Source organism: Ruegeria sp. C8, from assembly GCF_056537565.1.
In genome coordinates this window covers 284,130-309,304 of record NZ_JBQFRV010000002.1, presented here as the reverse complement: position 1 = coordinate 309,304, position 25,175 = coordinate 284,130, and the positions used below count along the sequence as shown (strand labels likewise).

Sequence of the window (25,175 nt, the reverse complement as noted above, 5' to 3'; positions counted from 1 at the left end):
CAGATGTTCCGTCTCATTTTCGCCCTTCTGTTCACCCTTGGGCTGACCCAGTTCGCCCTTGCCCAAAGCACCGAGACCGAGGCCCCTGCCGCGGATGAACGCGCCTCGACTGGCGGTGCCACGACGCTAGAAGATATTTTGGCGCGGCAGCGGGGAGAGAAAGTGGACAACGCCTACCGCTCGGAAAACACAGGTCAGGGCAATGTCGAGGGGCTGCTGGGGCAATTCGGAACAAGCGGTGTTGCCTCGGATAGCGATGTGTATCGGGCTATTCGCTTTGGCTCGGCCGATACAACGGTGTCGTCTCAAGGGCCTGCCGCTGGTGTCCTGATTCAGGATGGCGGCATGTGGTGGTGGAACTTCCGCACCGGCCCGCTGCGTGAGTATGGCAGCTACATTATTGCTGGCATGGCAGCCGTCATTCTGCTGTTCTTCCTCATCCGCGGTAAAATCCGCATTGATGGGGAGAAGACAGGCCGCACGGTTCTACGCTTCAACAGTTTTGAACGGTTCGGGCACTGGCTGTTTGCCGGGTCGTTCCTGATCCTCAGTATAACTGGCCTGCTGACGCTTTATGGCCGCGACTTCCTGATCCCGGTCTTCGGCAAGGAAGGCTTCGCCACCATCGCGCAGGGCTGCAAATGGCTGCACAACAACCTCGCCTGGGCTTTCATGCTGGGCTTGATCATCGTCACCGTGAACTGGATCGCCCATAACATTCCCAACAAAACCGACCTGAAATGGCTGGCCGCCGGAGGGGGATTGTTCACCAAAGGCAGCCATCCGCCCGCCAAAAAGTTCAACGCGGGCCAGAAAATCATCTTCTGGGCCTGTATCTTGCTGGGTATCTCGATCAGCCTATCCGGCCTGTCGCTACTGTTCCCATTCGAACTGCCGATGTTCGCCAAAACCTTCTCGATCGCCAACTCCACCGGCATTCCTCAAGCACTTGGCCTGAGCCTGCCCGTCCAAATGTCCCCGCAGGAAGAGATGCAATACGCACAGGTCTGGCACGTCATGGTGGCCTATGTCTTCATCGCCATCATTATCGCCCATATTTACCTCGGCTCGGTCGGGATGGAGGGCGCGTTTGACGCCATGGGCACTGGCGAGGTCGAAGAACAGTGGGCGCGTGAGCATCACTCGCTCTGGCTGGAAGAGGTGCAGGAAAAAGAGGCGGGTAAAGCAGCGGCCTCTCCCGCTGAATAGATGCGCTGGCTCGCCGTCGCGCTGGCCCTGATCCCCCTGCCCGCATGGTCCGAGTTCTTTACGCTCAAAGGCCATGGCGGGCCAATCATGGGCATCGCAACCGCACCTGACGGGCGGATCGCCACGGCCAGCTTCGACAATTCGGTTGGCCTGTGGTCCGATCAAATGCCCGAATGGTTGGAGGGCCACGAAGCCGCCGTCAACTCCGTGGTTTTCAACGGCACTGCCATCTACTCCGCCGGAGACGATTTCACCCTGCGCCGCTGGCCGGGTGGAGAGGTCGTGGGCCAGCACAAGGGCAAAATCGTGGGCCTTGCAGCCTCAAAAACCCATGTGGCAACAGCCAGTTGGGACGGAACAATTGGGTTGTGGCCGGTGGACGGCTCCGCCCCGCAGATGCTGGGTCCGGCCGGTGGCGGTGTGAACGCAGTGGTGTTTTCAGAGGATGGAACCCGGCTGTTCTCAGCGGGCGTGGACGGCAGCTTGCGCGAATGGGACGTGGCCAGCGGCCAGGAAACCCGGCGCGTGGTCGAACATGGTTTCGGCATCAATGAGCTTGCCCTGAACGAACAAGACGGCTGGATCGCCTATGGCGCTGTGGATGGCGGGACCCGTATCCGCGACCTCAGCACGGATGAAGAGAGAGATTTCACGCTGGACCGACGCCCTATTCTGGCGCTGGCCCTCAGCCCCGATCGCAGCCTTTTGGCCGTCGGGGATGGCGAAGGCTACATCATGGTGATCGACACGGTGGACTGGCGAATTGCCCAAGATTTTCGCGCCACGCTGCGGGGGCCGGTCTGGGCGCTGGCGTTCTCGGCTGACGGTCAGAACATCCATGCGGGCGGAATTGATGAGGCCATGTATAGCTGGCCCGTCGCCGCACTGCGGGATCAGGAGCAGATGGCTGTGTCTGAGCCCAGCTTTTTGAAAGACCCCGACCAGATGAGCAACGGCGAACGGCAATTTGCCCGAAAATGCTCGATCTGTCACAGCCTGACACCGGACGGGCAACGCCGTGCAGGTCCGACGCTTTATGAAGTGTTCGGACGGCAAGCCGGAACCCTGCCCGGTTATTTCTACTCGGAAACGCTGCAAGACTCTGATATCATTTGGAATGACGAGACGATAAATGCCCTTTTCGATGAGGGGCCGGATCACTACATTCCAGGATCAAAGATGCCGATGCAGCGGATCACGCAAGAACAGGACCGGAACGACCTGATCACCTTTTTGCGCCGCGCAACGGTCGATCCGAACTGAACCGGAGGAAACGATGAAAGCCTTTCTTGCCGCCGCAACTGCAATGGTCGTCATCACTGTTGCCGCCCCCTTTGCGCTGAACCAAATCGGCTTCAGCGCGGAACAGGCGACCTCTGGCCCTGCTGTGCGCCTCGACTGAATGTCCGAATACCTGACGACGAAAGAGCTGGCCGACCTGTTAAGGATCGGCGAGCGGAAAGCTTATGATCTCGCCTCCTCGGGTGAGGTGCCCTGTGTCCGCGCCATGGGTAAGCTGCTGTTTCCCCGGTCCGAGGTGATTGCATGGCTTAACGCCTCCCGCTCTGGCCCAGAGGTAGCGGAACCGCCCCTGCCCCCGATCATCGCGGGCAGCCATGATCCACTGCTGGACTGGGCACTGCGGGAGAGCGGATCTGGCCTCGCGACGTATTACGACGGCTCTTTCGACGGTCTCAGTCGCCTTGGAAGTCGCAGCGCACAAGCAGCAGCGCTGCATATCCATGAGGACAATGGCTTCAACACCCAATCCCTGCGCGATGCTTTGGGTGAGGCCCCTGTGGTCCTGATCGAGATCGCGCAGCGACAACGTGGACTTTTGCTGTCTCCGGAGACCTCGGACATTGCAGGTTTTGACGACCTCAGAGGTCGCCGCGTCGTCCTGCGCCAAAACAGCGCCGCCAGCCAACGTCTGTTCGATGCCGAACTCACAACCCACGGCCTGACCCGAGACGACCTGACCGCCCTGCCCACCTGCGCCCGCACCGAGGAAGAGCTGGCCATCACTCTGCACGACAACAAGGCTGAGGCCGGGTTTGGTCTGGGCGCATTGGCCAGCCTTTACAGCCTGCGCTTCGTGCCGACCCACTCGGAACGGTTGGATCTGGCGATCTGGCGGCGGGCGTATTTTGACGAGCCGATGCAAAAACTGCTGCGCTTCATACGCTCGGATCAGTTCCGCACGCGCGCGTCGGAGTTTGGGGGGTACGACCTGACCGGTTTGGGCCAGGTCCACCACAATGGCGCCAGCGGCTAGCGCTTCATCGTTTCAAGAATACGCTCACCGCAGGCCATTTTACTGCGCGTTAGGGAAAAACACCTGCTGCCCTTCCAGCCGGAAGTCCGCAATCGCCGCCTGACCGTCCGGCCCTGTCAGCCAATCAATGAATCTCTGCCCGGCATTGGCGCGCGTTTTCGGATGCCGCTCGGGATTCACCAGGATCACCCCATATTGGTTAAACAATCGTGGATCACCCTCGACCAGAATCTCCAGATCGCCTCTGTTACCAAAGGACAGCCAGGTCGCCCGGTCGGTCAGCGTATAGGCCCCCATGCCGCTGGCAATGTTCAAAGTGGCCCCCATGCCAGATCCGGTCTCGCGATACCATTCGCCCGACGCGCTGGTCGGGTTCAAACCGGCATCCGCCCAGTGGCTCATCTCGGCCTTATGCGTTCCACTGTCATCTCCGCGCGAGGCGAATACGGCCTCGGCCGCCTCGATCGCAATCAGCGCGGAGAGGATATCTGATCCCCCTTTGACGCCCGCCGGGTCCGATTTTGGCCCGACCAGAACAAAGTCATTATACATCAGATCCAAACGCTCAACGCCCCAACCATCCGCAACAAACTTCTCTTCCGCAGGCTTGGAATGGACCAGCAGCACATCCCCATCGCCGTTCACCGCATTGCGAATGGCCTGACCAGTGCCAACGGCCACGACGCGGACATCAATGCCGCTTTCCGCCTCAAAGCCCGGCAAAAGATAGTCCAGCAACCCCGAATTCTGGGTCGAGGTGGTGGATTGCACCACGATAAACGGCTCCTCCGCTGTGGCTATGCCAGCCATCATCCCAAGCCCAAGCGCCGCTGCGCGCAAAACTGCCCGTCTCATCACATGCTCCAATGTTTTTGTTATGTAACCAATGCACCCGAGAGATAGCGACGTGATGCGTCGCTTTCTGGGGCATCCAGAACCTGTTTGGCCGGTCCGTGTTCCACCACACGCCCGCCCTGCATCATGACAATATCCGCAGCCAACCGCCGCGCCTGTCCGATGTCATGTGTCACCATGACGATCCTCACCCCACGCGCCGAAGCCCGCAGGATCATACGCTCAATCGTCTGTACAGCGCTTGGGTCCAGTGCGCTGGTCGGCTCATCCAGAAACAAGGTCTCAGGGGTCATCGCCAAGGCTCGCAGGATCGCCAGCCGTTGCGCCTCCCCGCCCGACAAGGACCGCGCGGGCTGGCGGGCTTTGCTCTCAAGGCCTCCTTCGGCCAACAGCTCGGCAATCCGAAGTTTGCGTGCGCGACGCGCCAGCCCCTGCCGTTTCAGGACGAAGTCCAGATTGGCGGACACCGATCGGCGCAGAAGAACGGGCTGCTGGAACACCATCGCCTGCCGCGCTGTATGAGAAGCATTCAGCGGAGTGCCATCCTGCACAACCTGCCCCTGATCTGGTGAGATCAACCCATGCAAACACCGCAAGAGCAGGCTTTTACCCGCGCCGTTCGGACCCAACAACAGTGTTGGCCCCGGCCCGTCCAGTGTTAGATCAGCCACATCCAGAAGGACCTGTCCGTTGCGCCGGATGACCAGATCGCGGACCTGCAGGGACTGTGTCATCTCAAAGGTCAGATCACGCATGACGCAACCCCTCCCGTTCGGCGCGGAGGCTGGCGGCGCTGACCATGGCGTTCACAGCCACCGCGATCCCGATCAGGATCGCCCCCAGCGCCAGCGCCAAAGCCAGATTGCCCTTGGAGGTCTCGAGCGCGATTGTCGTCGTCATGACCCGCGTGACGTGATTGATGTTGCCGCCCACGATGATCACGGCGCCCACCTCGGCAATGGCCCGTCCAAACCCGGCCAAAAGCGCAGTAATCAAAGCCAAGCGCGCATCCCACAACAACACCGGAACCGAGGCCAGACGCGACACCCCAAGTGAACGGAGTTGTTCCGAGTATTCTTCGGCCAACATCTCAACCACTTGCCGGGTCAGTGCGGCGACGATGGGCGTGACCAAAACCACCTGCGCGATGATCATGGCGGTGGGCGTATAGAGCAGTTCCAACACTCCCAAAGGTCCCGAACGGGATAGCATCAGATAAACCAACAAGCCGACCACCACCGGTGGAAAGCCCATCAAAGCATTCATCAGCACGATCAACGCGCGGCGGCCGGGAAAGCGCGCCACGGCAAGCGCCGCCCCAACGGGCATCCCAATCAGCGCCGAGATCAGCACCGCGAACACGGACACTTTCAGAGACAGGAAAACAATCGCCCATAGCTCTGCATCCCCATCGAGAATGAGAGAGAGGGCGTGACTGAATTCTTCTGCAGATCCTTGCATTTTATCCTTCCGAGTGCGCTTGGATGGACGATTTGCGTTAAATTACAAGGAAATACTACTACAGATTCACCAAGAGTACATACACGAATCCGACAGTCGAAACAGAAAACGCGGCCCCGTTTTGGGACCGCGTCTTTGCGTCAGAAATGCCTGACAGGTTTAGTTCAGCGCCGCGTCGGTCACCTGATGTGTCCACGCCCCTTCCGGCTTCGCGGTGATGACCGGATCGGAACCACCTGCGAGCAGCGTGCTGACCGTACGCTCAAAATCAGCCGGGTCCAGTGCCCCGTTCGATCCTGCGGTCAGTTTAGCAATCTCGCCCATCATGCGTTTCTGATGCTCTTCGGTCTGCGCCCCGGTGGCGTCATTGTCGAGAACGATCAGAGCGGCCTCATCCGGGTTCTCTTCGGCATATTTCCAGCCTTTCATCGAGGCCCGCACAAAGCGCTGCATTTTCTCAACAAAGGCTTCGTCGCTCAGGTTCTCTTCCAGAACATACAGGCCATCTTCCAACGTCGCGACACCCTGGTCTTCGTACTTGAAGGTCACCAGCTCATCCGGATTCACGCCTGCATCAATGACCTGCCAGTATTCATTGTAGGTCATGGTGCTGATGCAATCGGCCTGACGCTGCAGCAGAGGATCGACGTTAAAGCCCTGCTTCAGCACCTCAACACCGTTTTCAGCTTTTCCGCCTGTGTCGATTCCCAGCTGGCTCATCCAGCTCATGAACGGGAATTCGTTGCCAAAGAACCAAACGCCGAGGGTGCGGTTCTTCAGATCCTCGGGTGAAGAAATCCCCGCGTCCTTCCAGCAGGTCAGCATCATGCCTGAGCTTTTGAAAGGCTGCGCGATATTGACCAGCGGCAAGCCCTTTTCCCGCGCAGCCAATGCGGCCGGCATCCATTCGACGGTTACATCCGCACCGCCACCTGCGATCACCTGTGTGGGCGCGATATCGGGACCGCCCGGCAGGATGGTGACGTCCAGATCTTCTTCCTCGTAGAACCCCTTGTCCTTCGCGACGTAGTAGCCTGCAAACTGCGCCTGCGTGACCCATTTGAGCTGCAACGTCACCTCATCGGCGGCCAGTGATGCACTGGCGGCCAGGCTAAAGGCGGCAACCGCCCCGCTGAGTAGCTTTTTCATCTTCATCTTCTCCTTGTTACGAATTGTGCCCCGTTTTCGGGGTCTGGTTGGTCTTGTTATCTGCGTTGTGAGGGGTGCCAAAAGGTTACCATTTTTTCGAGCCCTGCCACCAAAGCATAGAACACTGTTCCGGCGATTGCCGCCACTGCGATTTCGGCCCAGACGAGGTCGATCGACAGGCTGCCCACCCCGGTTGAAATCCGAAAGCCCATACCACGCGTGGGTGAGCCGAAATACTCGGCCACAATCGCCCCGATCAACGCCAGTGTCGTGGCGATCTTGAGGCCATTGAATATGAAGGGCATGGCCGCAGGCAGGCGCAGCTTGATCAGCGTTTGCGTGTAGCTGGCCGCATAGGTCCGCATCAGGTCACGCTGCATCGCATCCGCCTCACGCAGGCCTTGCACCGTATTCACAAGGATCGGGAAGAACACCATCACCACAACCACCGCCGCCTTGGAGTGCCAGTCGAACCCGAACCAGCTGACCAGGATAGGCGCGATTCCAACGATAGGCAGCGCGGCCACAAAGTTACCGATGGGCAGCAACCCTCGGGTCAGAAAGACGGACCGGTCGATTAGAACGGCCGTTAGAAAAGCGGCGGTAGCTCCGATTGCAAATCCGGTGAATGCCCCTTTGAACACAGTCTGTTTGAAGTCCTGCCACAGAATGTCGGTCGAGTTCACAAAGGTCTGCGCCACCATTGACGGCGGCGGCAGGATCACGGGCGAGACGCCCAGCCCCTGCACCAACCCCTCCCACAGGATCAGCAGTGTGACACCAAAGAGCACGGGCACAAAGACGCGTACGCCTTTGGACTCCCGGTAGATCGACCGTGCCAGCCACGCGTTCAGCCACCAGGCACCAGCCCAGAAGATGAGGGAAAAGATCAACCAGCTCATGCGCTCATCCCCATGCGTTTCAGGGTCACTCGCTGCAGAATATCCAGCAAAGTCACCAGAATACCCGCCAGAATGGCCGCTGCGAACAACGCCGCCCAAATGGCCAGAGGCGTGCCGAATTGATCTCCGATCAAAATGCGCGCGCCGAGGCCTGAAATTGCTCCGGTGGGAAGTTCACCCACAATGGTCCCGACCAGAGCAGCTGCGATGCCCACCTTTAACGATGTAAACAGATAAGGCACCGAGGACGGTAAGCGCAGTTTCAGGAACGCCTGCAAGCCCGTCGCGTTGTAGGTCTGAAGCAAATCCAGCTGCGAAACGGCTGGCGAGCGCAGCCCTTTAACCATCCCGACCAGCACGGGGAAATAGCATAGGTAAGCCGAGATAATCGCCTTGGGCACCCCGCGCCCTTCGATCCCCAACTGAGAACTCAGGACGATGATCATCGGAGCCAGCGCTACGATCGGCACGGTTTGGCTGATGATGGCCCATGGCATCAAGCTCATATCCACAACGCGGGAATAGACGATGGCCACGGCCCCCAGGATGCCAACGGCCGTGCCCAGCACAAATCCCCAGAGCGTGGATTGCAGCGTGATCCACCCGTGATAGATCAACGAGCGTTTCGACATCGCCCGCCCTCGCATCACCATTTCGCCGGTGGTTTTCCAAAGCTCCTGCCCAACTTGAACAGGCGTTGGCAGGCGCGGTCGGTCCAGCTCATAACCACCTGCGATATGCGACGGGTTCTGCACCATCAGAACCCAAACCGAAACCTGCTGACGGTCCCTCGACGTCTCGGGCGTCACAGTTTCCCCTGCACGTTCCGCCTGATCAAGCGAGACACGAACATTCATTGGTGCAACGGCCAGATACCACAGGACCGCAATGGCCAGCAGCACAGTCAGAACCGATAAGACCTGCTTCATGCGTGCCACTCCATCCGGTAGACCGGCACGGTGTCCGGGGGCACGGGAGGCTCTTCGCTTGTTACCTCGAACCCTTCGCGATTATAGAACCGTTGCGCCGCCGTGTTCGGCGTGTGTGTCGTAAGCCAAAGAAACGCGCGTCCCTCTTTGGCCTTGTCGACAAAGCGCTTGCCGATGCCCTGACCGGTCCGTCTGCAATAAAGCGCACCGATCTTCTGCTCATTCGGGTCTACGGACATATAGCAATCGACCGGGTTACCGGTGACCCAGACCTCACGATGATCGAACGCCTCTTCAATCAAGGCTGTCAGTTGTTCAACCGGCAGTTCTTCCGGCATCCAATCCGTCTGGCAGGCCCAATCATGGATCACTTGGGCACAGGCCGGCACGTCCTGCAACGTGGCGCGCCTGATCATATCCGAAGCCCCATCAGTCATCATAGGAATGCCCCGCCCGCAGGCCGTCCCGCACCCGGTGTGCAACCTCGATAAACTCCGGCGTGTCGCGGATATCCAAGGGCCGTTCCTTGGGCAGAGGGCTGTCGATCACATCCGTAATCCGCCCGGGCCGAGGGCTCATGACCACGATCTTAGTGCTGAGATACACCGCCTCGGGGATCGAGTGCGTCACAAAACCAATCGTCTTCTCAGTGCGCGCCCAGAGCGCCAGAAGCTGCTCGTTGAGGTGATCGCGCACGATCTCGTCCAACGCACCAAATGGTTCGTCCATCAGCAGGATATCCGCGTCAAAGGCCAAGGCCCGCGCGATACTGGCCCGCTGCTGCATACCGCCCGACAGCTGCCATGGAAACTTCCCACCAAACCCAGCAAGATCAACAAGTTCTAGCACTTTATTCACACGCTCTTCCTGCTCGGACGCGGAATAACCCATGATCTCAAGCGGCAGCTTGATGTTCTTGGAGATGGTCCGCCACGGATACAGACCCGCCGCCTGAAACACATAGCCATAGGCCCGCTTGCGCCGCGCCTCATCCGGGGTCATGCCGTTGACGGTCAGAGTGCCGCCGGTCGGGGTCTCCAAAGCCGCGATGCAGCGCAGAAAAGTGGTCTTACCGCAACCCGAAGGGCCGATAAAGCTGACAAAGTCGCCTTTGTCGATCGTCAGGTTCACATCTTTCAGCGCATGAACCGGGCCGTCATTCGTCTGGAAGGTGAGATCCAGCTGCCTTGCCTCGATCACAGGCTGGGTCGTAGAGTCAGTGTTCATTCCATAGCCTTGAAAAATTTGATTGCGGGCCGCCCGACAAGCGGCCCGAATGCGTCAGACACCCGTCGCCGGAATACCCGTCCGCTCCACCGGGCGCGGGGCGGTCAGTTCTTTCCAGGTGCTCAGCGCCTTGTTCACATGGGTGTTGGCCTCACGCGCCACGAACTTCCCGTGCCCTTCCTGCGTCTGGATCTCACCATCATGCACGGCAACCGAACCACGAGTCAGCGTGAATCGCGGCAACCCGCGCACTTCTTTACCCTCGAACACGTTGTAGTCGATCGAAGATTGCTGCGTTTCGGCCGAAATCACCTTGGCCTTGTCCGGATCCCACACCACCAGATCAGCATCTGCGCCAACCAAAACCGCACCCTTTTTCGGATAGCAATTCAATATCTTGGCGATGTTTGTTGAAGTAACAGCTACGAACTCATTCGGCGTTAAACGCCCTGTATTCACCCCATAGGTCCAGAGCATCGGCATCCGATCCTCCAACCCTCCGGTCCCGTTCGGGATCTTGGTGAAATCACCCACGCCATAGCGTTTCTGTTCGGTCGTAAAGGCGCAATGGTCGGTCGCGACAACGCTCAAAGTGCCAGATTGCAGACCGTTCCACAGGCTATCCTGATGCTGCTTGTTCCGGAACGGAGGGCTCATGACCCGCCGCGCCGCATGTTCCCAATCGTGGTGGAAATACTCGCTTTCATCCAAGGTCAGGTGCTGGATCAAAGGTTCTCCCCACACTCGCTTGCCCTGCATCTTTGCGCGCCGAATGGCCTCATGCGACTCTTCGCAGGAGGTATGCACCACGTACAAAGGCACGCCCGCCATGTCCGCAATCATGATCGCGCGGTTGGTCGCTTCGCCTTCGACCTGCGGCGGACGGGAATAGGCATGTGCCTCGGGCCCGGTATTGCCCTCGGCCAGCAGTTTAGCGCTCAGCTCGGCTACAACGTCACCGTTCTCGGCATGCACCATCGCGGTACCGCCCAACTCTGCCAGACGTTTGAACGAGGCAAACAACTCATCGTCATTCACCATCAACGCGCCCTTATAGGCCATGAAGTGCTTGAACGTGTTGATGCCGCGCGTTTCGATCACCGTCTTGATGTCGTCAAACACCTGCTCACCCCACCAGGTCACCGCCATGTGGAAAGAGTAGTCACAATTCGCCCGCGTCGACTTGTTGTCCCAACGCTTGAGCGCATCCAGCAGGCTCTCGCCCGGATTGGGCAGCGCGAAATCCACAACCATCGTTGTACCACCTGCCAGGGCCGCGCGCGTGCCGCTTTCGAAATCGTCGCTGGAATAGGTCCCCATGAACGGCATCTCAAGATGCGTGTGCGGGTCGATCCCACCGGGCATCACGTAGCACCCAGAGGCGTCCAACTCCTTGTCGCCGCGCAGGTCCGGCCCAATCTCGGTGATCAAGCCGCCCTCAACTTTCACATCCGCCTTATAGGTCAGATCAGCGGTCACGATGGTCCCGTTCTTGATAACAGTACTCATTTCAAACTCCCTGTTGCGGTCTGCGCCGCTTGCTTCATCTGGCTAAAAATATCCCGGGGGAGTCGCCCGTGGGCGACGGGGGCAGCGCCCCCTATTCCACGATCTCCGCCGTCTCAACGACCGCATGCAGCAAAACATCCGCCCCGGCAGCCGCCCAATCCTTGCTGATCTCTTCAGCCTCGTTGTGGCTCAGGCCATCTACGCAAGGGCACATCACCATCGCGGTCGGCGCGACCCGGTTGATCCAGCAGGCATCGTGCCCGGCCCCCGAAATGATATCCGTATGGGAATACCCCAGCCGCTCTGCCGCGTCGCGCACGGCGGCGACACAACCCTCATCGAATTTGACCGGATCGAATCCACCGACCTTTTCGAATTCAATCTGCAGGCCCATTTCGTTCACGATATCCTCAGCCGCCACACGAAGGCGATTTTCCATATCAGTGATCACATCCAATTCGGGCGAGCGGAAATCGACCGTGAACACCACCTTGCCCGGAATCACATTGCGTGAGTTCGGATACACATCAATATGCCCCGCTGCCCCAACCGCATGCGGCGCATTTGACCACGCAATCTCATCCACTTTTTCAAGAATACGCGCCATCGCCAGACCCGCATTCTTGCGCATCGGCATCGGGGTCGAGCCGGTATGGGCATCCTTGCCGGTCACCGTGATCTGGGTCCAACTTAGCCCCTGACCGTGGGTGACGACGCCGATGTCCTTACTCTCGGCCTCCAGTATCGGCCCTTGTTCGATATGCAGCTCAAAGAAGGCATGCATTTTGCGCGCGCCGACCTCTTCCTCGCCGCGCCAGCCGATACGCTGCAATTCATCGCCGAATTTTTTACCCTCGGCATCCTCGCGGTCATAGGCCCAATCCTGCGTGTGCATCCCGGCAAACACGCCCGAAGACAACATCGCAGGGGCGTAGCGCGTGCCCTCTTCATTCGTCCAGTTGGTCGCCACGATCGGATGTTTGGTTTTGATTCCCAGATCGTTCAGCGTGCGGATGATCTCCAAACCGCCAAGCACCCCTAGAACCCCGTCATACTTCCCGCCCGTCGGCTGTGTATCCAGATGAGAACCAACATAGACCGGCAGCGCCTCCGGGTCCGTGCCCTCTCGCCGCGCGAACATGTTGCCCATCTGATCCAAACCCATAGAACAGCCCGCGTCCTCGCACCAGCTTTGGAACAGCGCGCGCCCTTCGGCGTCTTCATCGGTCAGCGTCTGGCGGTTGTTGCCGCCCGCAACGCCGGGGCCGATCTTGGCCATCTCCATCAGGCTGTCCCACAACCTGTCGCCATTGATCCTGAGATTCTGCGCCGGAGCTGCCATAGTCTTCTTCCCTGTTGCTTGCGAGTTTGCTCGCTTTTGGTGTCTTGATTTGACCAACTGGTCAAACTCACGCTATCACGGGTTCGACATCAGTCAAGAAATTGCGCGCCGTCGCTGGAGTTTTCAGCAAAATCCCCTATGAACTGGCGCAAAAACAGACACGTTGGATACATGCCGAAAGACCGCGCACCCACCAGAATACAAAAGAAAAATCGCGCTGCGATTCTGGAAGCCGCGCTCGAGGTCTTTTCGACCCACGGGTTTCGCGGGGCAACCGTGGATCAGATTGCATCCGCTGCCGGGCTGAGCAAACCAAACCTGCTCTATTACTACCGCAGTAAAGACGCGATTTATGCTGCCCTGCTCGAGCGTCTTCTGGACACTTGGCTAGACCCGATGCGTGCTATCGATCCCGATGGCGATCCTCTGAGCGAGCTGTTGGGATATATCCACCGCAAACTGGAAATGAGCCGCGACTACCCGCGTGAAAGCCGCCTGTTTGCCAATGAGATCATTCGCGGCGCTCCACATATCTATGACGTGCTGTCCACAGATCTGAAAGCGCTGGTCGATGAAACCTCGACCCTGATCCGCCGCTGGATGGCCGAGGGGCATATCGCCGAAGTGAACCCCTATCACCTGATCTTCTCGATCTGGTCTTTGACCCAGCACTACGCAGATTTCGACGTCCAGATCCGCGCCGTTCTTGGCTCGGATGAAGCCGATCCCTACCCCGACGCGAAAATCTACCTTGATCAGGTGTTCACGCGCCTTCTGACGAGGTAACCGCTATTTCGCAGGTTTCAGCGCCAGAATACGGCGCAAAAGCACGATCACCATGGCGATCAGAATGGTCAGGTCGCCCATGGTTTTGACCGTATTGATCTTGGGCACTTTTCCGGCATCCTTGACGATCGCGGTATACATTTTCGGCTGCTGCACAACAGCCATGTGATCCTTGGCCGAGGCCTTAACGTAGGCGTCAAAATTCTGTAGCGCCTTGACCTTTTTGACCACCTGTCCAAGGAACCGTTGGTCCAGCTGACGCTCTTCCTTCAACTTCGCCATCATCTCTTCGAGAGAGCGTTTCAGCTTCTCAAGACTGTCCACGTCACGTTTGATCTGCTTCTGATGCTGAAGAAAATTCTTGGCGGCCATCGCATCACGTTGCTTGGCCTTGGAGAGGGCAACGTTCTTTTTGGACGTGTCACGGTCAAGCTTGGTGACCTTGTTGCCGCCCTTGCTCCGGCCCGGTGGTGCCGCTGGCATGACATTCTCCTTTGATCCTGTCTGTCAGCGGCAGTGTAGCACCGAACCGGTGTTTTAGGGATGAAGGTTTCCCTTACTCCGCCGCTTTCGCCATCGGATTGTTCGGATGCGAGGTCCAGTTGGCATAGTCCGGCTGCACGGTCTTGCCGGTGCGCGGATCGACCTCACCAGCTACCATCGGCTCCATCGTGATGCAACCTTCGATCGGGCAGACATCGACACAGAGGTTACAGGCAACGCATTCGTCATCCATCACCTCGAACACACGGTCATCAGACATCGAGATCGCCTGATGGCTGGTATCCTCACAAGCCGCATAGCACCGGCCGCATTTGATGCACTGGTCCTGATCAATCTTGGCCTTGGCCACATAGTTCAGGTTCAGATACTGCCAGTCGGTAACATTCGGCACCGCCCGACCAATGACCTGATCGACGCTGGCATAGCCTTTCTCGTCCATCCATTCGGACAGACCCGCCGTCAGTTCATCAATGATCTTGAAGCCGTAGGTCATCGCAGCGGTACACACTTGCACATTGCCGCAGCCAAGCGAGATAAATTCGGCCGCGTCACGCCAAGTGGTCACGCCCCCAATGCCGGAGATGGGCATACCATGCGTGGCCTCGGCCCGCGCGATTTCGGACACCATCGACAGAGCAATCGGTTTGACCGCCGGGCCGCAATAGCCGCCATGGCTGCCTTTGCCATCGATCGAAGGCTCGGGGCTGAACGTGTCCAGATTGACGCTGGTGATCGAGTTGATCGTGTTGATCAGCGACACTGCATCCGCGCCACCATTCCGTGCTGCTGCCGCAGGTTTGCGGATGTCGGTGATGTTCGGCGTCAGCTTCACGATGACCGGGCGGTCATAGTATTTCTTGCACCAACGGGTCACCATTTCGATGTATTCCGGCACCTGCCCCACGGCAGACCCCATGCCTCGCTCGCTCATGCCATGCGGGCAGCCGAAGTTCAGTTCGATCCCATCGGCGCCTGTCTCGGCGACGCGCGGCAGGATGGCTTTCCACGCCTCCTCCTCGCAGGGCACCATGATCGAGGCGATAAGCGCGCGATCCGGATAGTCCGCCTTGACCCGCGCCATTTCCTCAAGGTTCACCTCTAGCGGGCGGTCGGTGATCAACTCGATGTTGTTCAGACCCAGCAGCCGCCGATCAGCACCATAGATCGCGCCATAGCGCGGCCCGTTCACATTCACGACCGGAGGGCCCTCGGCCCCCAACGTTTTCCACACAACACCACCCCATCCGGCCTCGAACGCGCGGCGGACGTTGTATTCCTTGTCCGTCGGCGGCGCAGAGGCCAGCCAATAGGGGTTGGGGCTGGAAATGCCCAGAAAGTTTGTCGTCAGATCGGCCATGGCTTCTCCCTTCCCGGCTCAGCCGGTTTTTTTGAATATCATTTCGGTCGGGCGAATGCGCCCGACCTTCAGGTTTTTTACGTAGTTTTGGAACTTCTCAGGTGCCGTCTCGCCCATCATCAGGTGGATGCCCAACGCAGGCGGGCCGCTTTCGGCCATGCGCGCAAAGGCTTCCTCAAAGAAGGCGAGTGCGAACTCGGTACGGTCGGTCTCAGTCACCAGTTCCAGACCCGCAGCACTTGCGGCATCTCGGTAGACATCGGGTGCGTGGACGAAGGACGTCTCGGCCACGGTGGACCATGGCAGAGGAAACGCCAACGGCTCAGCCGCCTCACCGCCCATCACGTCGAACAAGGCAAAAGTTCCACCTGTCGCCAAAGCCCGAGAGACCTCGGCGAACAATCCCGCCTTGTCTTCGATGTTCATGCCAACATGGAACATCACGGCCAGATCGAACCCAGCATCGGGAACCGGCATGTCGAGGGCGCTGCCGACCAGAAACTCTGACTTGTCGGAATGTCCGACAAGATCGCTGAGCGTCTTGGCCGTTTCGACAAACTCAGGCGTCAGGTCGACGCCTGTGACCGTCGAGTCATACCGATCCACAATGTAGCGCGATGTCCCGCCGATACCGCAGCCAACGTCGAGCACACGCGTTGCATGGGTGGGTGAGAGCTGAGCGAACAAGTTATCGGTCGCCTTCACACCACCTGTATGAAACTCGTCTCCGGCCTTGAGGTCGGTTACGGTGGCTGCATCCGGGTCAATACCGCTGGCCTCAAGCGCCGCGCGGACGCGTTCGGTCAGGGCACCGGTTGTGTAGTGTTGGGCAACAGCTTGTTCGATCTGGGACATGACGATACCTCAGCAGCAAAAAAAATGGGGTGAATACCCCATCTTATCACGAAACGAGCGTTGCGTGGATGTCCATCGCCGCGTCCCGTCCCTCGGCCACGGCTGTCACGGTCAGATCCTCGCCGCCCGCGGCGCAGTCACCACCCGCCCAAACACCGTCCAGAGAGGTTCGCCCTGCCCCGGTGACAGCGATCTTGTTGCCGTCCAGCGCCAGACCTTCGGGCGCGCCTTCAAGCGTCTGACCGATGGCCTTGAGGACCTGATCAGCCGGAAGCCGGATCATCTCACCCGTCCCTTCTAGCCTGCCGTTCCGAGTGGTCGTGTATTCCAGCTCGATATCGACCGCAGATCCATTGCCGTAAACGGCGACCGGCTGCACATTCGTCAGGATCCGCACCCCATGCGAGGCTGCGAGGTCCTGTTCGTACCGGCTGGCACCCATCGCATCGCGCCCTCGGCGATAGGCAATCGTGACATGCTCAGCGCCCAGCAGTTTTGACTTCACGGCAGCGTCCACCGCAGTCATGCCGCCGCCGATCACGACCACATTCCGCCCGACCGGCAAGTGGGCCAGATCTTCGGCCTGACGCACATCCGAAATGAAATCCACAGCAGCCCGCACACCGTCCTTTTCGGTGCCTTGCGCACGCAACGCGTTCACACCCGCCAGACCGATCGACAGGAAAACGGCATCATAGTTCTCGACCAATCCGTCCAGCGAAATCGTATCTCCCAGAACCGAGCCCGTCTCGATCGCAATGCCACCGATTTTCAGAAGCCAGTCCACTTCGGCCTGAGCAAAGTCATTGGTCGATTTGTAGGCTGCAATCCCGTATTCGTTCAGACCGCCGGGTTTCGGCTTGGACTCGTGAATAACCACGTCATGCCCCAGCATCGCCAGCCGATGGGCACAGGCAAGACCAGCTGGCCCTGCCCCAATCACGGCAACCGTTTTGCCAGTAGGCGCGGCGCGTTCGAAGGGGTGATCGCCCGCTTCCATAACGGTGTCAGTCGAATAGCGCTGCAAGCGACCGATCTCGACCGGTTTGCCTTCGGCGGCTTCGCGAACGCAAGCTTCCTCGCACAAAGTCTCGGTCGGACAAACGCGGGCACACATGCCACCTAGAATGTTTTGCTCGAGAATCGTGCGACCCGCTGCTTGCGGCTGACCAGCCTGGATCTGGCGAATGAACAACGGAATATCGATATCCGTCGGACAGGCCGTCACACACGGCGCGTCATAGCAGAAATAACAGCGATCTGCCGCTACGGCGGCCTCATGCGGGGCCAAAGGCGGATGCAGATCGGTGAAATTCGAGGTCAGCTCATCGCTGGAAAGCCGCCCTGGGACAATCCCGGGTGCCATCTGGCCCTGTGCCATCACTCTACTCCCTGTAGATATGTTTGTTGTGAGGATCAGCTTGCCACATTCTGATTTTTTATCAATTGGTAAATTTTATCATTCGGTCAAAAAATGAAAAATCCGGGCTTTTGACCCGGATTTCCGTTATTTTGCTCAAAATTGATGCGGGATCGGGTCAGATCATGCCCGTCAAATGCCCAGATTTCATCCAAACACGCGCGCCATCCGGCCCCGCAACGGCCTGTGACTGCGATCCGGGCGGCAGGCGCAGCCAGTCCCACGCGGCGAATGATTCACCGCCTTCGTCAAAGCTGCCGGTGATAACAAACACCTCAAGCCCGCCTTCAGCGTTCAGATCAATAGCCTCACCCGCGACCCATTGCGCGATGCGCACATCCTCATGCTCATCCTTGAACAGGCGCAGATCGCCCCGACCGTTGATCGAGCGTTTGACCTCGGTCCGGTCAGACGGGTCGAATTGATGCAGCTTCACTAGAATGGTCGCCCCATCGGCCGCCGAAGGAGTATGGGATGAGGTCGGAGGGTTGCGAACATAGCTGCCAACCGGAAAATCTCCGGTTTCATCCTGAAAGACGCCATCCAGAACCAGATACTCTTCCCCACCATCATGGGTATGGGCCGCGAAGGCACTGCCGGGGGCGAAACGCACGATCGTAGTGGCGCGGGCGACTTCCTCACCGATCCGGTCCAGCATCTTGCGCTCGACCCCGGCCGCTGGCGATTGCACCCACTCAGTTTGATCAAAATGCACCGCAGCGCGTTTGGTGAAATCCGCGTTGATCCTCATGGCGGCCTCCTGCTTTGAGTCTCCTGCTTGAGATGGGATGGAGAACGCGAAAATCAATCCAACAGTTTTGACGCCCTCTGCGGCTTGCTGTAATCCCAATGAAAACGGGCGACAGGAACAGGCACGAATGGCTTCGCAGAAATTCAACATCGTCGTCATCGGACAGAATAACCGCCTGCAATATGAGGCCCTTCTGTTCGCCGCCTCGCTACGCCACTGTTCCCCCGGTTTTGACGGCAAGCTTTATGTCGCCACCCCAAACCCCGGCCCCCGTTGGAGCCAGAACCCCAGCATCCAGAACGAGGATGTGCGCAAGGCGCTTTATCAGCTGGACGCCGAGATCCTTCCCTTCGACAACCACGTCTTCGGCGAGAGCTATCCGCATGGCAACAAGATCGAGGCCCTGCTGGCCCTGCCTGAGGGGGAACCGTTTGTCTTCTTCGACACCGATACGCTGATCACCGGCGACCTGACCTCGGTCCCGTTTGATTTCGAACGCCCCGGCGCCTCGCTCAAGGTTGACGGGACTTGGCCGAAACCCACTCTCTACGGTCCCGGGTTCGAGAGGATTTGGAGCGCGCTCTATCACCGCTTTGGTCTGGATTTCGACAGCTCGATTGATAACAGCCAGCCCAAGGAACACTGGAAGCGGTTTCTGTATTTCAACGCAGGCTATTTCTTCTACAAACGCCCGCGCCAATTCGGCGAGCGGTTCTTGGACTACGCGCAAACCATTCGCGACGAAGAGATCCCCGAACTCACCGGGCAGAACCTTGATCCCTGGCTGGATCAGGCTGCCCTGCCGCTGGTGATCCACTCATTCGGTGGCGGGCGCGATGCCTTGCCGGACGGGCTTCTTGATGGGTCGGTCAGTTGTCACTATCGCCTGTTTCCGCTGCTTTACGCCCGTGAGAGTGACCGCGTGATTGAGGTGCTCGAAACCGTCTCAGCCCCCAACAAAGTCAAGAAAGTCCTCAAGGCCTATGACCCGATGAAGAGGCTGATATTTCAAGGCAAAGGCCACAAAATCCGCGAGATGTTCGACCAAAACGCCCTGCCCGGGCGCGAACAGGCCATCCGCAAGGCGATCAAGGCCAAAGGTCTCTGGCTGCGCTGACAGGATCGCCCATAGGATCGTTGTGCAAGGGCCTGCAATAGCCTACAGATTCGCCAACGCACATTCCAACAGGAGATTTTCACGATGTCTGACGGCCCTACCTACGGTTTCGACACTCTGCAGATACACGCGGGCGCACGCCCCGATCCCGCAACCGGCGCGCGCCAGACTCCGATCTACCAAACGACGGCTTATGTCTTTCGCGATGCGGACCACGCGGCGGCTTTGTTTAACCTGCAGGAAGTGGGCTTTATCTATTCGCGCCTGACCAACCCGACCGTCGCCGTTTTGCAGGAACGTGTCGCGACGCTTGAGGGCGGCGTTGGCGCGGTCTGCTGTTCCTCGGGGCACGCGGCGCAGATCATGGCGCTGTTCCCGCTTATGGGGCCGGGCTGCAACGTGGTGGCCTCGACCCGCCTGTATGGCGGCACTGTCACGCAGTTCAGCCAGACGATCAAACGCTTCGGCTGGTCGGCCAAATTTGTCGACACTGATGATCTGGAGGCCGTGAAAGCCGCTATCGACGAAAACACCCGCGCGGTATTCTGCGAATCTATCGCCAACCCCGGCGGCTATGTCACCGATATCCGCTCTCTGGCCGATGTTGCGGACGGCGCAGGCATTCCGCTGATCGTCGACAACACCTCGGCCACGCCCTACCTGTGCCGCCCGATTGAACACGGCGCGACTCTGGTCGTACATTCGACCACCAAATACCTGACCGGCAATGGTACCGTCACCGGCGGCTGCATCGTGGATTCGGGCAAGTTCGACTGGTCGGCGAATGACAAATTCCCCTCCCTCAGCCAGCCCGAGCAAGCCTATCACGGGCTGAAATTCCATGAGACCTTCGGCCCGCTGGCCTTCACCTTCCACGGCATCGCCATTGGCCTGCGCGATCTGGGTATGACCATGAACCCGCAGGCGGCACATTACACGCTGATGGGGATCGAGACGCTTTCGCTGAGGATGGAGCGCCACGTTGAGAACGCCCAGAAGATCGCCTCCTGGCTCGAGGCGGATGACCGGGTCGACTACGTGACCTACGCGGGCCTACCCTCGTCGCCCTATCACGACCGGGTCAAGGCGCAGTATCCGCGCGGTGCCGGTGCCCTGTTCACCTTTGCGGTCAAGGGTGGCTATGACGCCTGCATCAAACTGGTGAACGCATTGGAGATCTTCAGCCACGTTGCCAACCTCGGCGATGCGCGTTCGCTGATCATCCACTCGGCCTCGACCACGCACCGGCAACTGACGCCTGAACAGCAAGAGGCCGCAGGCGCGGGCCCCAACGTTGTGCGAGTCTCGATCGGGATCGAGGATGCTAACGACCTGATCGCTGATTTGGATCAGGCTTTGGCCAAAGCCAGCGCATAAAGCCATGAGCGGACACGACACCAACGCACTTGGTCAACCCATCGGACGGCCGGTCACGGGCGAATTCCCGCGCCCCACGCCGCCTTATACCCCGATGGAGGGCCAGTATTGCTCGGTCGTGCCGCTTGATGTGAACAGGCATGCGCCCGGATTGTTCCGGGCGTTTGCCAATGACGCCGATCACCGAAACTGGACCTACCTGCCCTATGGGCCGTTTGGATCTGAGCAGGAGTTCGAAACCTGGGCTCGCGCGAACTGCATGGACGCCGACCCGATGTTTCACACGGTTCTGGATGCAAACGATGTCCCCGTTGGCATGGCATCATACCTCAGGATCGAACCGGCCGCCGGTGTGATCGAGGTCGGGCATATCCACTTCTCGCCCCTGCTGCAGCGCAAGCCGCAATCGACCGAGGTCATGTATCTGATGATGCGCCGTGTGTTCGATGAGCTGGGCTATCGCCGTTATGAATGGAAATGCGACGCGTTGAATGCGCCATCTTGTAGTGCAGCCCAGAGGTTGGGCTTCACCTATGAGGGGACATTCCGCCAAGCGACACATTACAAGGGGCGCAATCGCGATACGGCCTGGTATTCGATCCTCGACAGCGAATGGCCGCGTATTCGAGATGCGTTTGAAGACTGGTTGTCCCCGGGTAATTTTGACGAAACGGGCCAGCAACGAAAACCGCTGAAGGCCCGCGCGGAAACGTGAGCCTATTCTGAAATCTCGAACTCCATCGAGACACTGACAGAAACCGAGATCTCTCCGCCAGCAACCGGCACTCCACCTGTGTCTGCCATGGCCATGTTCCGCATCTCGGCCATCGGGCGCACACTGCCACCACGCTCCGAGATCGTCTGAACTGGCCCCAATGTGACATCGGCGGCTTGGGCAAGTTGTTCAGCCTTTGCGGTTGCCTCGCTCACAGCTTTTGCACGGGCCTGAACCTCAATCGGTTCAGGGTCTTGCAGACCAAAGCTCAACCCGCTGAAATCGTTTGCCCCGTCCTGAATGACCGCGTCCATGACCTCACCCAGTTGGGTCAGATCACGCACCCGCACAAATACACGGTTCGAGGCGACAAATCCGGTGATCTCAGGTGGTTCCCCATTTTGCTGATTCCGTTTCGACCAGATGGGCGACAAAGACAGATCGCGGGTCTGCAAATCCCGATCTTCGATGCCCATTTCCCCCAACCGCGCAAGCACCTGCGCCACAGCGTCCGAGGTGGCCTTCATGGCCTCTGAGGCCTCGGGGTTCTGATGTGTCACACCCAGGGTGATCGTCGCCATATCAGGGGCAACCTGAACGGTTCCGGTGGCATCCACGTTGATGCGACGTTCTTCCGCATGTGCCAGCCCGGCGGTGGTTGCGGCCATCATCGCGGCCAGAAAAGCGAATGTCTTCAAGGTGATCCCTCCAACTTACTCTGTCTCAACATGGGTCCGAGGGGCACACACGCACAAGGGGAAGTCCCGGCTTTTTCTTTCCCTCGGCGGGTTCCTGCTTTAGTATCATCCTGCGAATACAAAGGTATTTGCGTTGATATGGTTAACTGTGGTTCCTCCGGATTATGAAACCCGCTTTTGCGCTGACCTTTTCTGCGACCGGAATTTCCCTTCAACACCATTCGGATGGTGAATGGTACGACATTGGCGAAGTGCCTTTGTCGGCCCCGGACTTGAGTGACCAGATCAAAGCTCTGCACGACAAAGCGTTTGCGCTGGAAAACGACCTCAGCTGCAAACTGGTGCTGCCCGCAGATCAGGTGCGGTATCTTGCTCTGCCCACGGAAGGCCAAAGCGAAGATCAGATCGCGTCCGAGGTTCAAGCCGCAGTCGCCGAGGCAACGCCGTATGAGTTGGCCGATCTGTCCTACGACAGCGCGACCGAGGGGTCGACCACCTTTGTCGCCGCCGTTGCATGCGAGACGCTGAACGAAGCGCAGGCATTTGCGGCGCAGCACGGGTTCCTGCCAGTCACCTATAGTGCAGCCACGACTGAGGCCGAATTTCCGCGCGAGCCTGTATTTGAAATGACCAGCGAACCGCAGGTCGCTGCGCCTTCACCCGAGCCCGAGCTAGAAAGACCCACGGTTCACGCCATAGCGGATGACGCGGCGCCTACGGCGTTCCGCTCTCCCGAACCTGCTACGACCGCAATCTCGTTGCCTCCCGCATCGAACAAGGGACAACGTTGGGCGTTTCCTGCGATTGCCGCGCTGATCTGCGTCGGGGTTGGTGTTTGGGCGTGGTCTCTAATCGGGGCAGAACCAGACAACGACACATCCACCGAAAATGACACGGCCGAACTGTCTGCACCGCAGTCTCAGGACACCTCACTGCCTGAGACCGGTCCAGAGCCTGAAACCGAAATAGCGGCGGCACCGGCAGCGGAAGAAAAACCAGAACCTGAAGCACAGCCAGAATTGTCCCCGACAGATGCGGCCATTCTCGAAGCGCTGAAAGTCGCGCCGACGCCTGTGGAACAGATTGCACAGGACCCCGAAGCACAAAGCGACATCGAAGAGGTCGCGGGCACCCTAGTGGAGGCCCCCGAAGCGCCGCTTACCCCGGCATTGATTTCCGAGGATGACCTCTACCTCGCGTCTATTCACAACCCGGATCTGTCCAGCGACGCGATTGCCCTGCCCGATCAAGGCAGTTTCGACACGGATGCCGCCTTTGAACGCATCCCCGGCTCCGCAATAGCAGGCGCACAATACGAACTGGACGAACGCGGGCTGGTCGTACCGACCGCAGAAGGTGCACTGTCGCCCGAAGGTATCGTGGTTTATCAGGGGCGCCCATCCAAGGTCCCGCCTGAAGTACCGGTGCGGTTCGAAAAAGAACCCGTGGTCGATGAGGTCAACCAAAGGTTGGCCGAACTCCGACCCCGGCCCCGCCCTGGCAATCTGGTCGAGAATTTCGAACGCACGCAATTGGGTGGGCGCAGCCTTGAAGAGCTTGCGGTCGTGCGACCCAAATTGCGGCCCGAAAGCCTACAGGTACAGCCCGAGGTCGACGACACACCCACTGCATTGGCGGTTGTTCGCGTCCCTCGCCCCAAACTACGGCCCGCACGAGCTGTGGCCTCGGCCAGCACTAGCGGATCAAATCTGGGATCAACCGCAGCAGTCGCGTCCAGCAATGACGAGGCCGGGTCCTTCCAGCCGAAATCCGTGGCCCCCAAAATCCCGACAACGGCCTCGGTCGCACGACAGGCCACAATCGACAATGCTCTGAACCTGCGCAAGCTGAACCTGATCGGCGTTTATGGCACACCTGCAAATCGCCGTGCCCTCGTCCGGCTTCCGAGTGGTCGGTACAAAAAGCTCAAGATCGGAGACCGGATTGACGGCGGCAAGGTCATCGCCATCAGCGACAGTGAGTTGCGGTATGAGAAGAAGGGCCGCAACCTGACTTTGAAAATGCCGCGTGGCTGAGGACCTGTATTTTCAGACAGTCAAAGCTGGGTACGAACACGCTGCCCAACAGTTGATCCCGGCCTATGACAGCCTTTCTCCTACCGATGTCCTGCGCCCCGTTTTGGATCACTTGCCGGATACCGGGGCGAGCGTTCTGGACGTAGGCGCGGGCACTGGAAGGGTGGCGCGATGGCTGGCCAAACGAGGCTGCGACGTGACGGCGATCGAGCCAGTCGATGCCTTTCGCAACCACGCGATACGCGTTGATGCCGCGCAATCCGTTCGGTGGCTTGATGCTTGCCTGCCTAGACTAAGCGCTCTGCCAGATGGTGTTGTTTTCGACTCCATTCTGGTCATCGGCGTCCTGCACCACCTGCCGCCGCGCGATCAACACACGGCTATGAGTGTTCTGTCTGAACGCCTGAGACCGCAAGGGCGGATGATTTTGTCGCTCAGACATGGCCCCTGCCCTCCGGACCGACCTGGTTATGTGATTTCGAACGACGCAATCGTTGATCAAGCGTTAGGTTCGGGCCTGCAGGTGCACCACAGGTCCCGAACCGACTCGATACAACCGGCCAACCAGAGCGCTGGTGTGACCTGGACATGGCTGGTATTTGGCGCAGCTTTTAGCGTTTCGGTTTAAACCTGCGACACGAATACCCTGCCACGCTTTCAGCGTTCTCGGGACATTCGTGCCACTTGGCGATTCAGGTAAA

General features: G+C 59.1%; 26 protein-coding genes. 10 read left to right on the top strand and 16 right to left on the bottom strand.

Annotated elements, in window-relative coordinates; translation table 11 throughout:
- The first annotated feature begins 3 nt into the window (after positions 1-3).
- Genes ACR0KL_RS05165 through ACR0KL_RS05150 form a run of 4 tightly spaced genes read left to right on the top strand, consistent with a single transcriptional unit; the run spans position 4 to position 3,484 of the window.
- Complete coding sequence (locus ACR0KL_RS05165; RefSeq protein WP_170677692.1) at positions 4-1,209, top strand: formate dehydrogenase subunit gamma; 1,206 nt, start codon at positions 4-6, stop codon at positions 1,207-1,209.
- A complete protein-coding gene (locus ACR0KL_RS05160; protein ID WP_170677690.1) occupies positions 1,210-2,472 on the top strand; it encodes a c-type cytochrome in 1,263 nt (420 codons plus the stop codon).
- A 13-nt stretch (positions 2,473-2,485) separates the two neighbouring features.
- A complete protein-coding gene (locus ACR0KL_RS05155; protein ID WP_256439764.1) occupies positions 2,486-2,611 on the top strand; it encodes a hypothetical protein in 126 nt (41 codons plus the stop codon).
- A complete protein-coding gene (locus tag ACR0KL_RS05150; protein ID WP_170677688.1) occupies positions 2,612-3,484 on the top strand; it encodes a helix-turn-helix transcriptional regulator in 873 nt (290 codons plus the stop codon).
- Between the two features lie 39 nt (positions 3,485-3,523).
- On the opposite strand, the gene ACR0KL_RS05145 is transcribed toward ACR0KL_RS05150, so the two are convergent.
- The 10 genes from ACR0KL_RS05145 to ACR0KL_RS05100 form a co-directional block, all read right to left on the bottom strand.
- On the bottom strand, positions 3,524-4,339 hold the full coding sequence (locus tag ACR0KL_RS05145; protein ID WP_170677686.1) for a substrate-binding domain-containing protein: 816 nt from the start codon (positions 4,337-4,339) through the stop codon (positions 3,524-3,526).
- Between the two features lie 20 nt (positions 4,340-4,359).
- Positions 4,360-5,094 (bottom strand): ATP-binding cassette domain-containing protein, encoded by a 735-nt coding sequence (locus ACR0KL_RS05140; protein WP_170677684.1) that lies wholly within the window; start codon positions 5,092-5,094, stop codon positions 4,360-4,362.
- Positions 5,087-5,800, bottom strand: a complete 714-nt coding sequence (locus ACR0KL_RS05135) for an ABC transporter permease (protein WP_480776694.1) — start codon at positions 5,798-5,800, stop codon at positions 5,087-5,089. Before ACR0KL_RS05135 ends, ACR0KL_RS05140 begins: the two co-directional genes overlap by 8 nt.
- A 159-nt stretch (positions 5,801-5,959) precedes the next feature.
- The gene (locus ACR0KL_RS05130; protein ID WP_170376562.1) at positions 5,960-6,949 is read right to left on the bottom strand and encodes an ABC transporter substrate-binding protein; all 990 of its coding nucleotides are present in this window, start codon (positions 6,947-6,949) and stop codon (positions 5,960-5,962) included.
- 56 nt (positions 6,950-7,005) lie between these two features.
- Positions 7,006-7,851 carry an ABC transporter permease gene (locus tag ACR0KL_RS05125; protein ID WP_170677680.1) on the bottom strand — a complete coding sequence of 282 codons (846 nt, stop codon included), beginning with the start codon at positions 7,849-7,851 and terminating at the stop codon, positions 7,006-7,008.
- A complete protein-coding gene (locus ACR0KL_RS05120) occupies positions 7,848-8,780 on the bottom strand; it encodes an ABC transporter permease (RefSeq protein WP_170376556.1) in 933 nt (310 codons plus the stop codon). The genes ACR0KL_RS05125 and ACR0KL_RS05120 overlap by 4 nt, the downstream gene beginning before the upstream one ends.
- Positions 8,777-9,220, bottom strand: a complete 444-nt coding sequence (locus tag ACR0KL_RS05115) for an N-acetyltransferase family protein (RefSeq protein ID WP_480554576.1) — start codon at positions 9,218-9,220, stop codon at positions 8,777-8,779. Before ACR0KL_RS05115 ends, ACR0KL_RS05120 begins: the two co-directional genes overlap by 4 nt.
- On the bottom strand, positions 9,210-10,007 hold the full coding sequence (locus ACR0KL_RS05110) for an ABC transporter ATP-binding protein (RefSeq protein ID WP_170376555.1): 798 nt from the start codon (positions 10,005-10,007) through the stop codon (positions 9,210-9,212). Before ACR0KL_RS05110 ends, ACR0KL_RS05115 begins: the two co-directional genes overlap by 11 nt.
- Positions 10,008-10,061: 54 nt before the next feature.
- A complete protein-coding gene (hydA, locus tag ACR0KL_RS05105; RefSeq protein ID WP_170677678.1) occupies positions 10,062-11,516 on the bottom strand; it encodes a dihydropyrimidinase in 1,455 nt (484 codons plus the stop codon).
- Positions 11,517-11,607: 91 nt separating this feature from the next.
- Positions 11,608-12,858, bottom strand: coding sequence for a Zn-dependent hydrolase (locus tag ACR0KL_RS05100; protein ID WP_480776693.1), 1,251 nt, complete (start codon positions 12,856-12,858; stop codon positions 11,608-11,610).
- A gap of 171 nt (positions 12,859-13,029) precedes the next feature.
- On the opposite strand from ACR0KL_RS05100, the gene ACR0KL_RS05095 reads away from it, so the two are divergent.
- Positions 13,030-13,644 carry a TetR family transcriptional regulator C-terminal domain-containing protein gene (locus ACR0KL_RS05095; protein WP_170551383.1) on the top strand — a complete coding sequence of 205 codons (615 nt, stop codon included), beginning with the start codon at positions 13,030-13,032 and terminating at the stop codon, positions 13,642-13,644.
- A gap of 3 nt (positions 13,645-13,647) precedes the next feature.
- On the opposite strand, the gene ACR0KL_RS05090 is transcribed toward ACR0KL_RS05095, so the two are convergent.
- From ACR0KL_RS05090 to ACR0KL_RS05070, 5 genes are all read right to left on the bottom strand, one after another.
- Positions 13,648-14,127, bottom strand: coding sequence for a PAC2 family protein (locus ACR0KL_RS05090; protein ID WP_170677676.1), 480 nt, complete (start codon positions 14,125-14,127; stop codon positions 13,648-13,650).
- Positions 14,128-14,200: 73 nt separating this feature from the next.
- Positions 14,201-15,505 carry an NAD-dependent dihydropyrimidine dehydrogenase subunit PreA gene (gene preA / locus ACR0KL_RS05085; protein WP_170677674.1) on the bottom strand — a complete coding sequence of 435 codons (1,305 nt, stop codon included), beginning with the start codon at positions 15,503-15,505 and terminating at the stop codon, positions 14,201-14,203.
- An 18-nt stretch (positions 15,506-15,523) separates the two neighbouring features.
- Positions 15,524-16,360 (bottom strand): methyltransferase domain-containing protein, encoded by an 837-nt coding sequence (locus tag ACR0KL_RS05080; RefSeq protein WP_170677672.1) that lies wholly within the window; start codon positions 16,358-16,360, stop codon positions 15,524-15,526.
- A gap of 46 nt (positions 16,361-16,406) precedes the next feature.
- The gene (locus tag ACR0KL_RS05075; RefSeq protein ID WP_170677670.1) at positions 16,407-17,741 is read right to left on the bottom strand and encodes an NAD(P)-dependent oxidoreductase; all 1,335 of its coding nucleotides are present in this window, start codon (positions 17,739-17,741) and stop codon (positions 16,407-16,409) included.
- Positions 17,742-17,898: 157 nt separating this feature from the next.
- Positions 17,899-18,531, bottom strand: a complete 633-nt coding sequence (locus tag ACR0KL_RS05070) for a cupin domain-containing protein (RefSeq protein ID WP_170677668.1) — start codon at positions 18,529-18,531, stop codon at positions 17,899-17,901.
- 127 nt (positions 18,532-18,658) lie between these two features.
- Between ACR0KL_RS05070 and ACR0KL_RS05065 the strand changes: the two genes are divergently transcribed.
- From ACR0KL_RS05065 to ACR0KL_RS05055, 3 genes are all read left to right on the top strand, one after another.
- Positions 18,659-19,648, top strand: a complete 990-nt coding sequence (locus ACR0KL_RS05065; RefSeq protein WP_480776692.1) for a hypothetical protein — start codon at positions 18,659-18,661, stop codon at positions 19,646-19,648.
- An 84-nt stretch (positions 19,649-19,732) separates the two neighbouring features.
- Positions 19,733-21,025: an O-acetylhomoserine aminocarboxypropyltransferase/cysteine synthase family protein gene (locus ACR0KL_RS05060; protein ID WP_170677664.1), complete on the top strand. Its 1,293-nt coding sequence runs from the start codon at positions 19,733-19,735 to the stop codon at positions 21,023-21,025.
- 4 nt (positions 21,026-21,029) lie between these two features.
- Entirely contained in the window at positions 21,030-21,740 is a 711-nt protein-coding gene (locus ACR0KL_RS05055) for a GNAT family N-acetyltransferase (protein ID WP_170677662.1), read from the top strand.
- Positions 21,741-21,742: 2 nt separating this feature from the next.
- Here the strand turns inward: ACR0KL_RS05055 and ACR0KL_RS05050 are convergent, their stop codons facing one another.
- Positions 21,743-22,438, bottom strand: coding sequence for an SIMPL domain-containing protein (locus tag ACR0KL_RS05050; RefSeq protein ID WP_170677660.1), 696 nt, complete (start codon positions 22,436-22,438; stop codon positions 21,743-21,745).
- Between the two features lie 164 nt (positions 22,439-22,602).
- On the opposite strand from ACR0KL_RS05050, the gene ACR0KL_RS05045 reads away from it, so the two are divergent.
- Complete coding sequence (locus tag ACR0KL_RS05045) at positions 22,603-24,474, top strand: hypothetical protein (protein WP_170677658.1); 1,872 nt, start codon at positions 22,603-22,605, stop codon at positions 24,472-24,474.
- Entirely contained in the window at positions 24,467-25,102 is a 636-nt protein-coding gene (locus ACR0KL_RS05040; RefSeq protein ID WP_480776691.1) for a class I SAM-dependent methyltransferase, read from the top strand. The genes ACR0KL_RS05045 and ACR0KL_RS05040 overlap by 8 nt, the downstream gene beginning before the upstream one ends.
- The last annotated feature ends 73 nt before the right edge of the window (positions 25,103-25,175 follow it).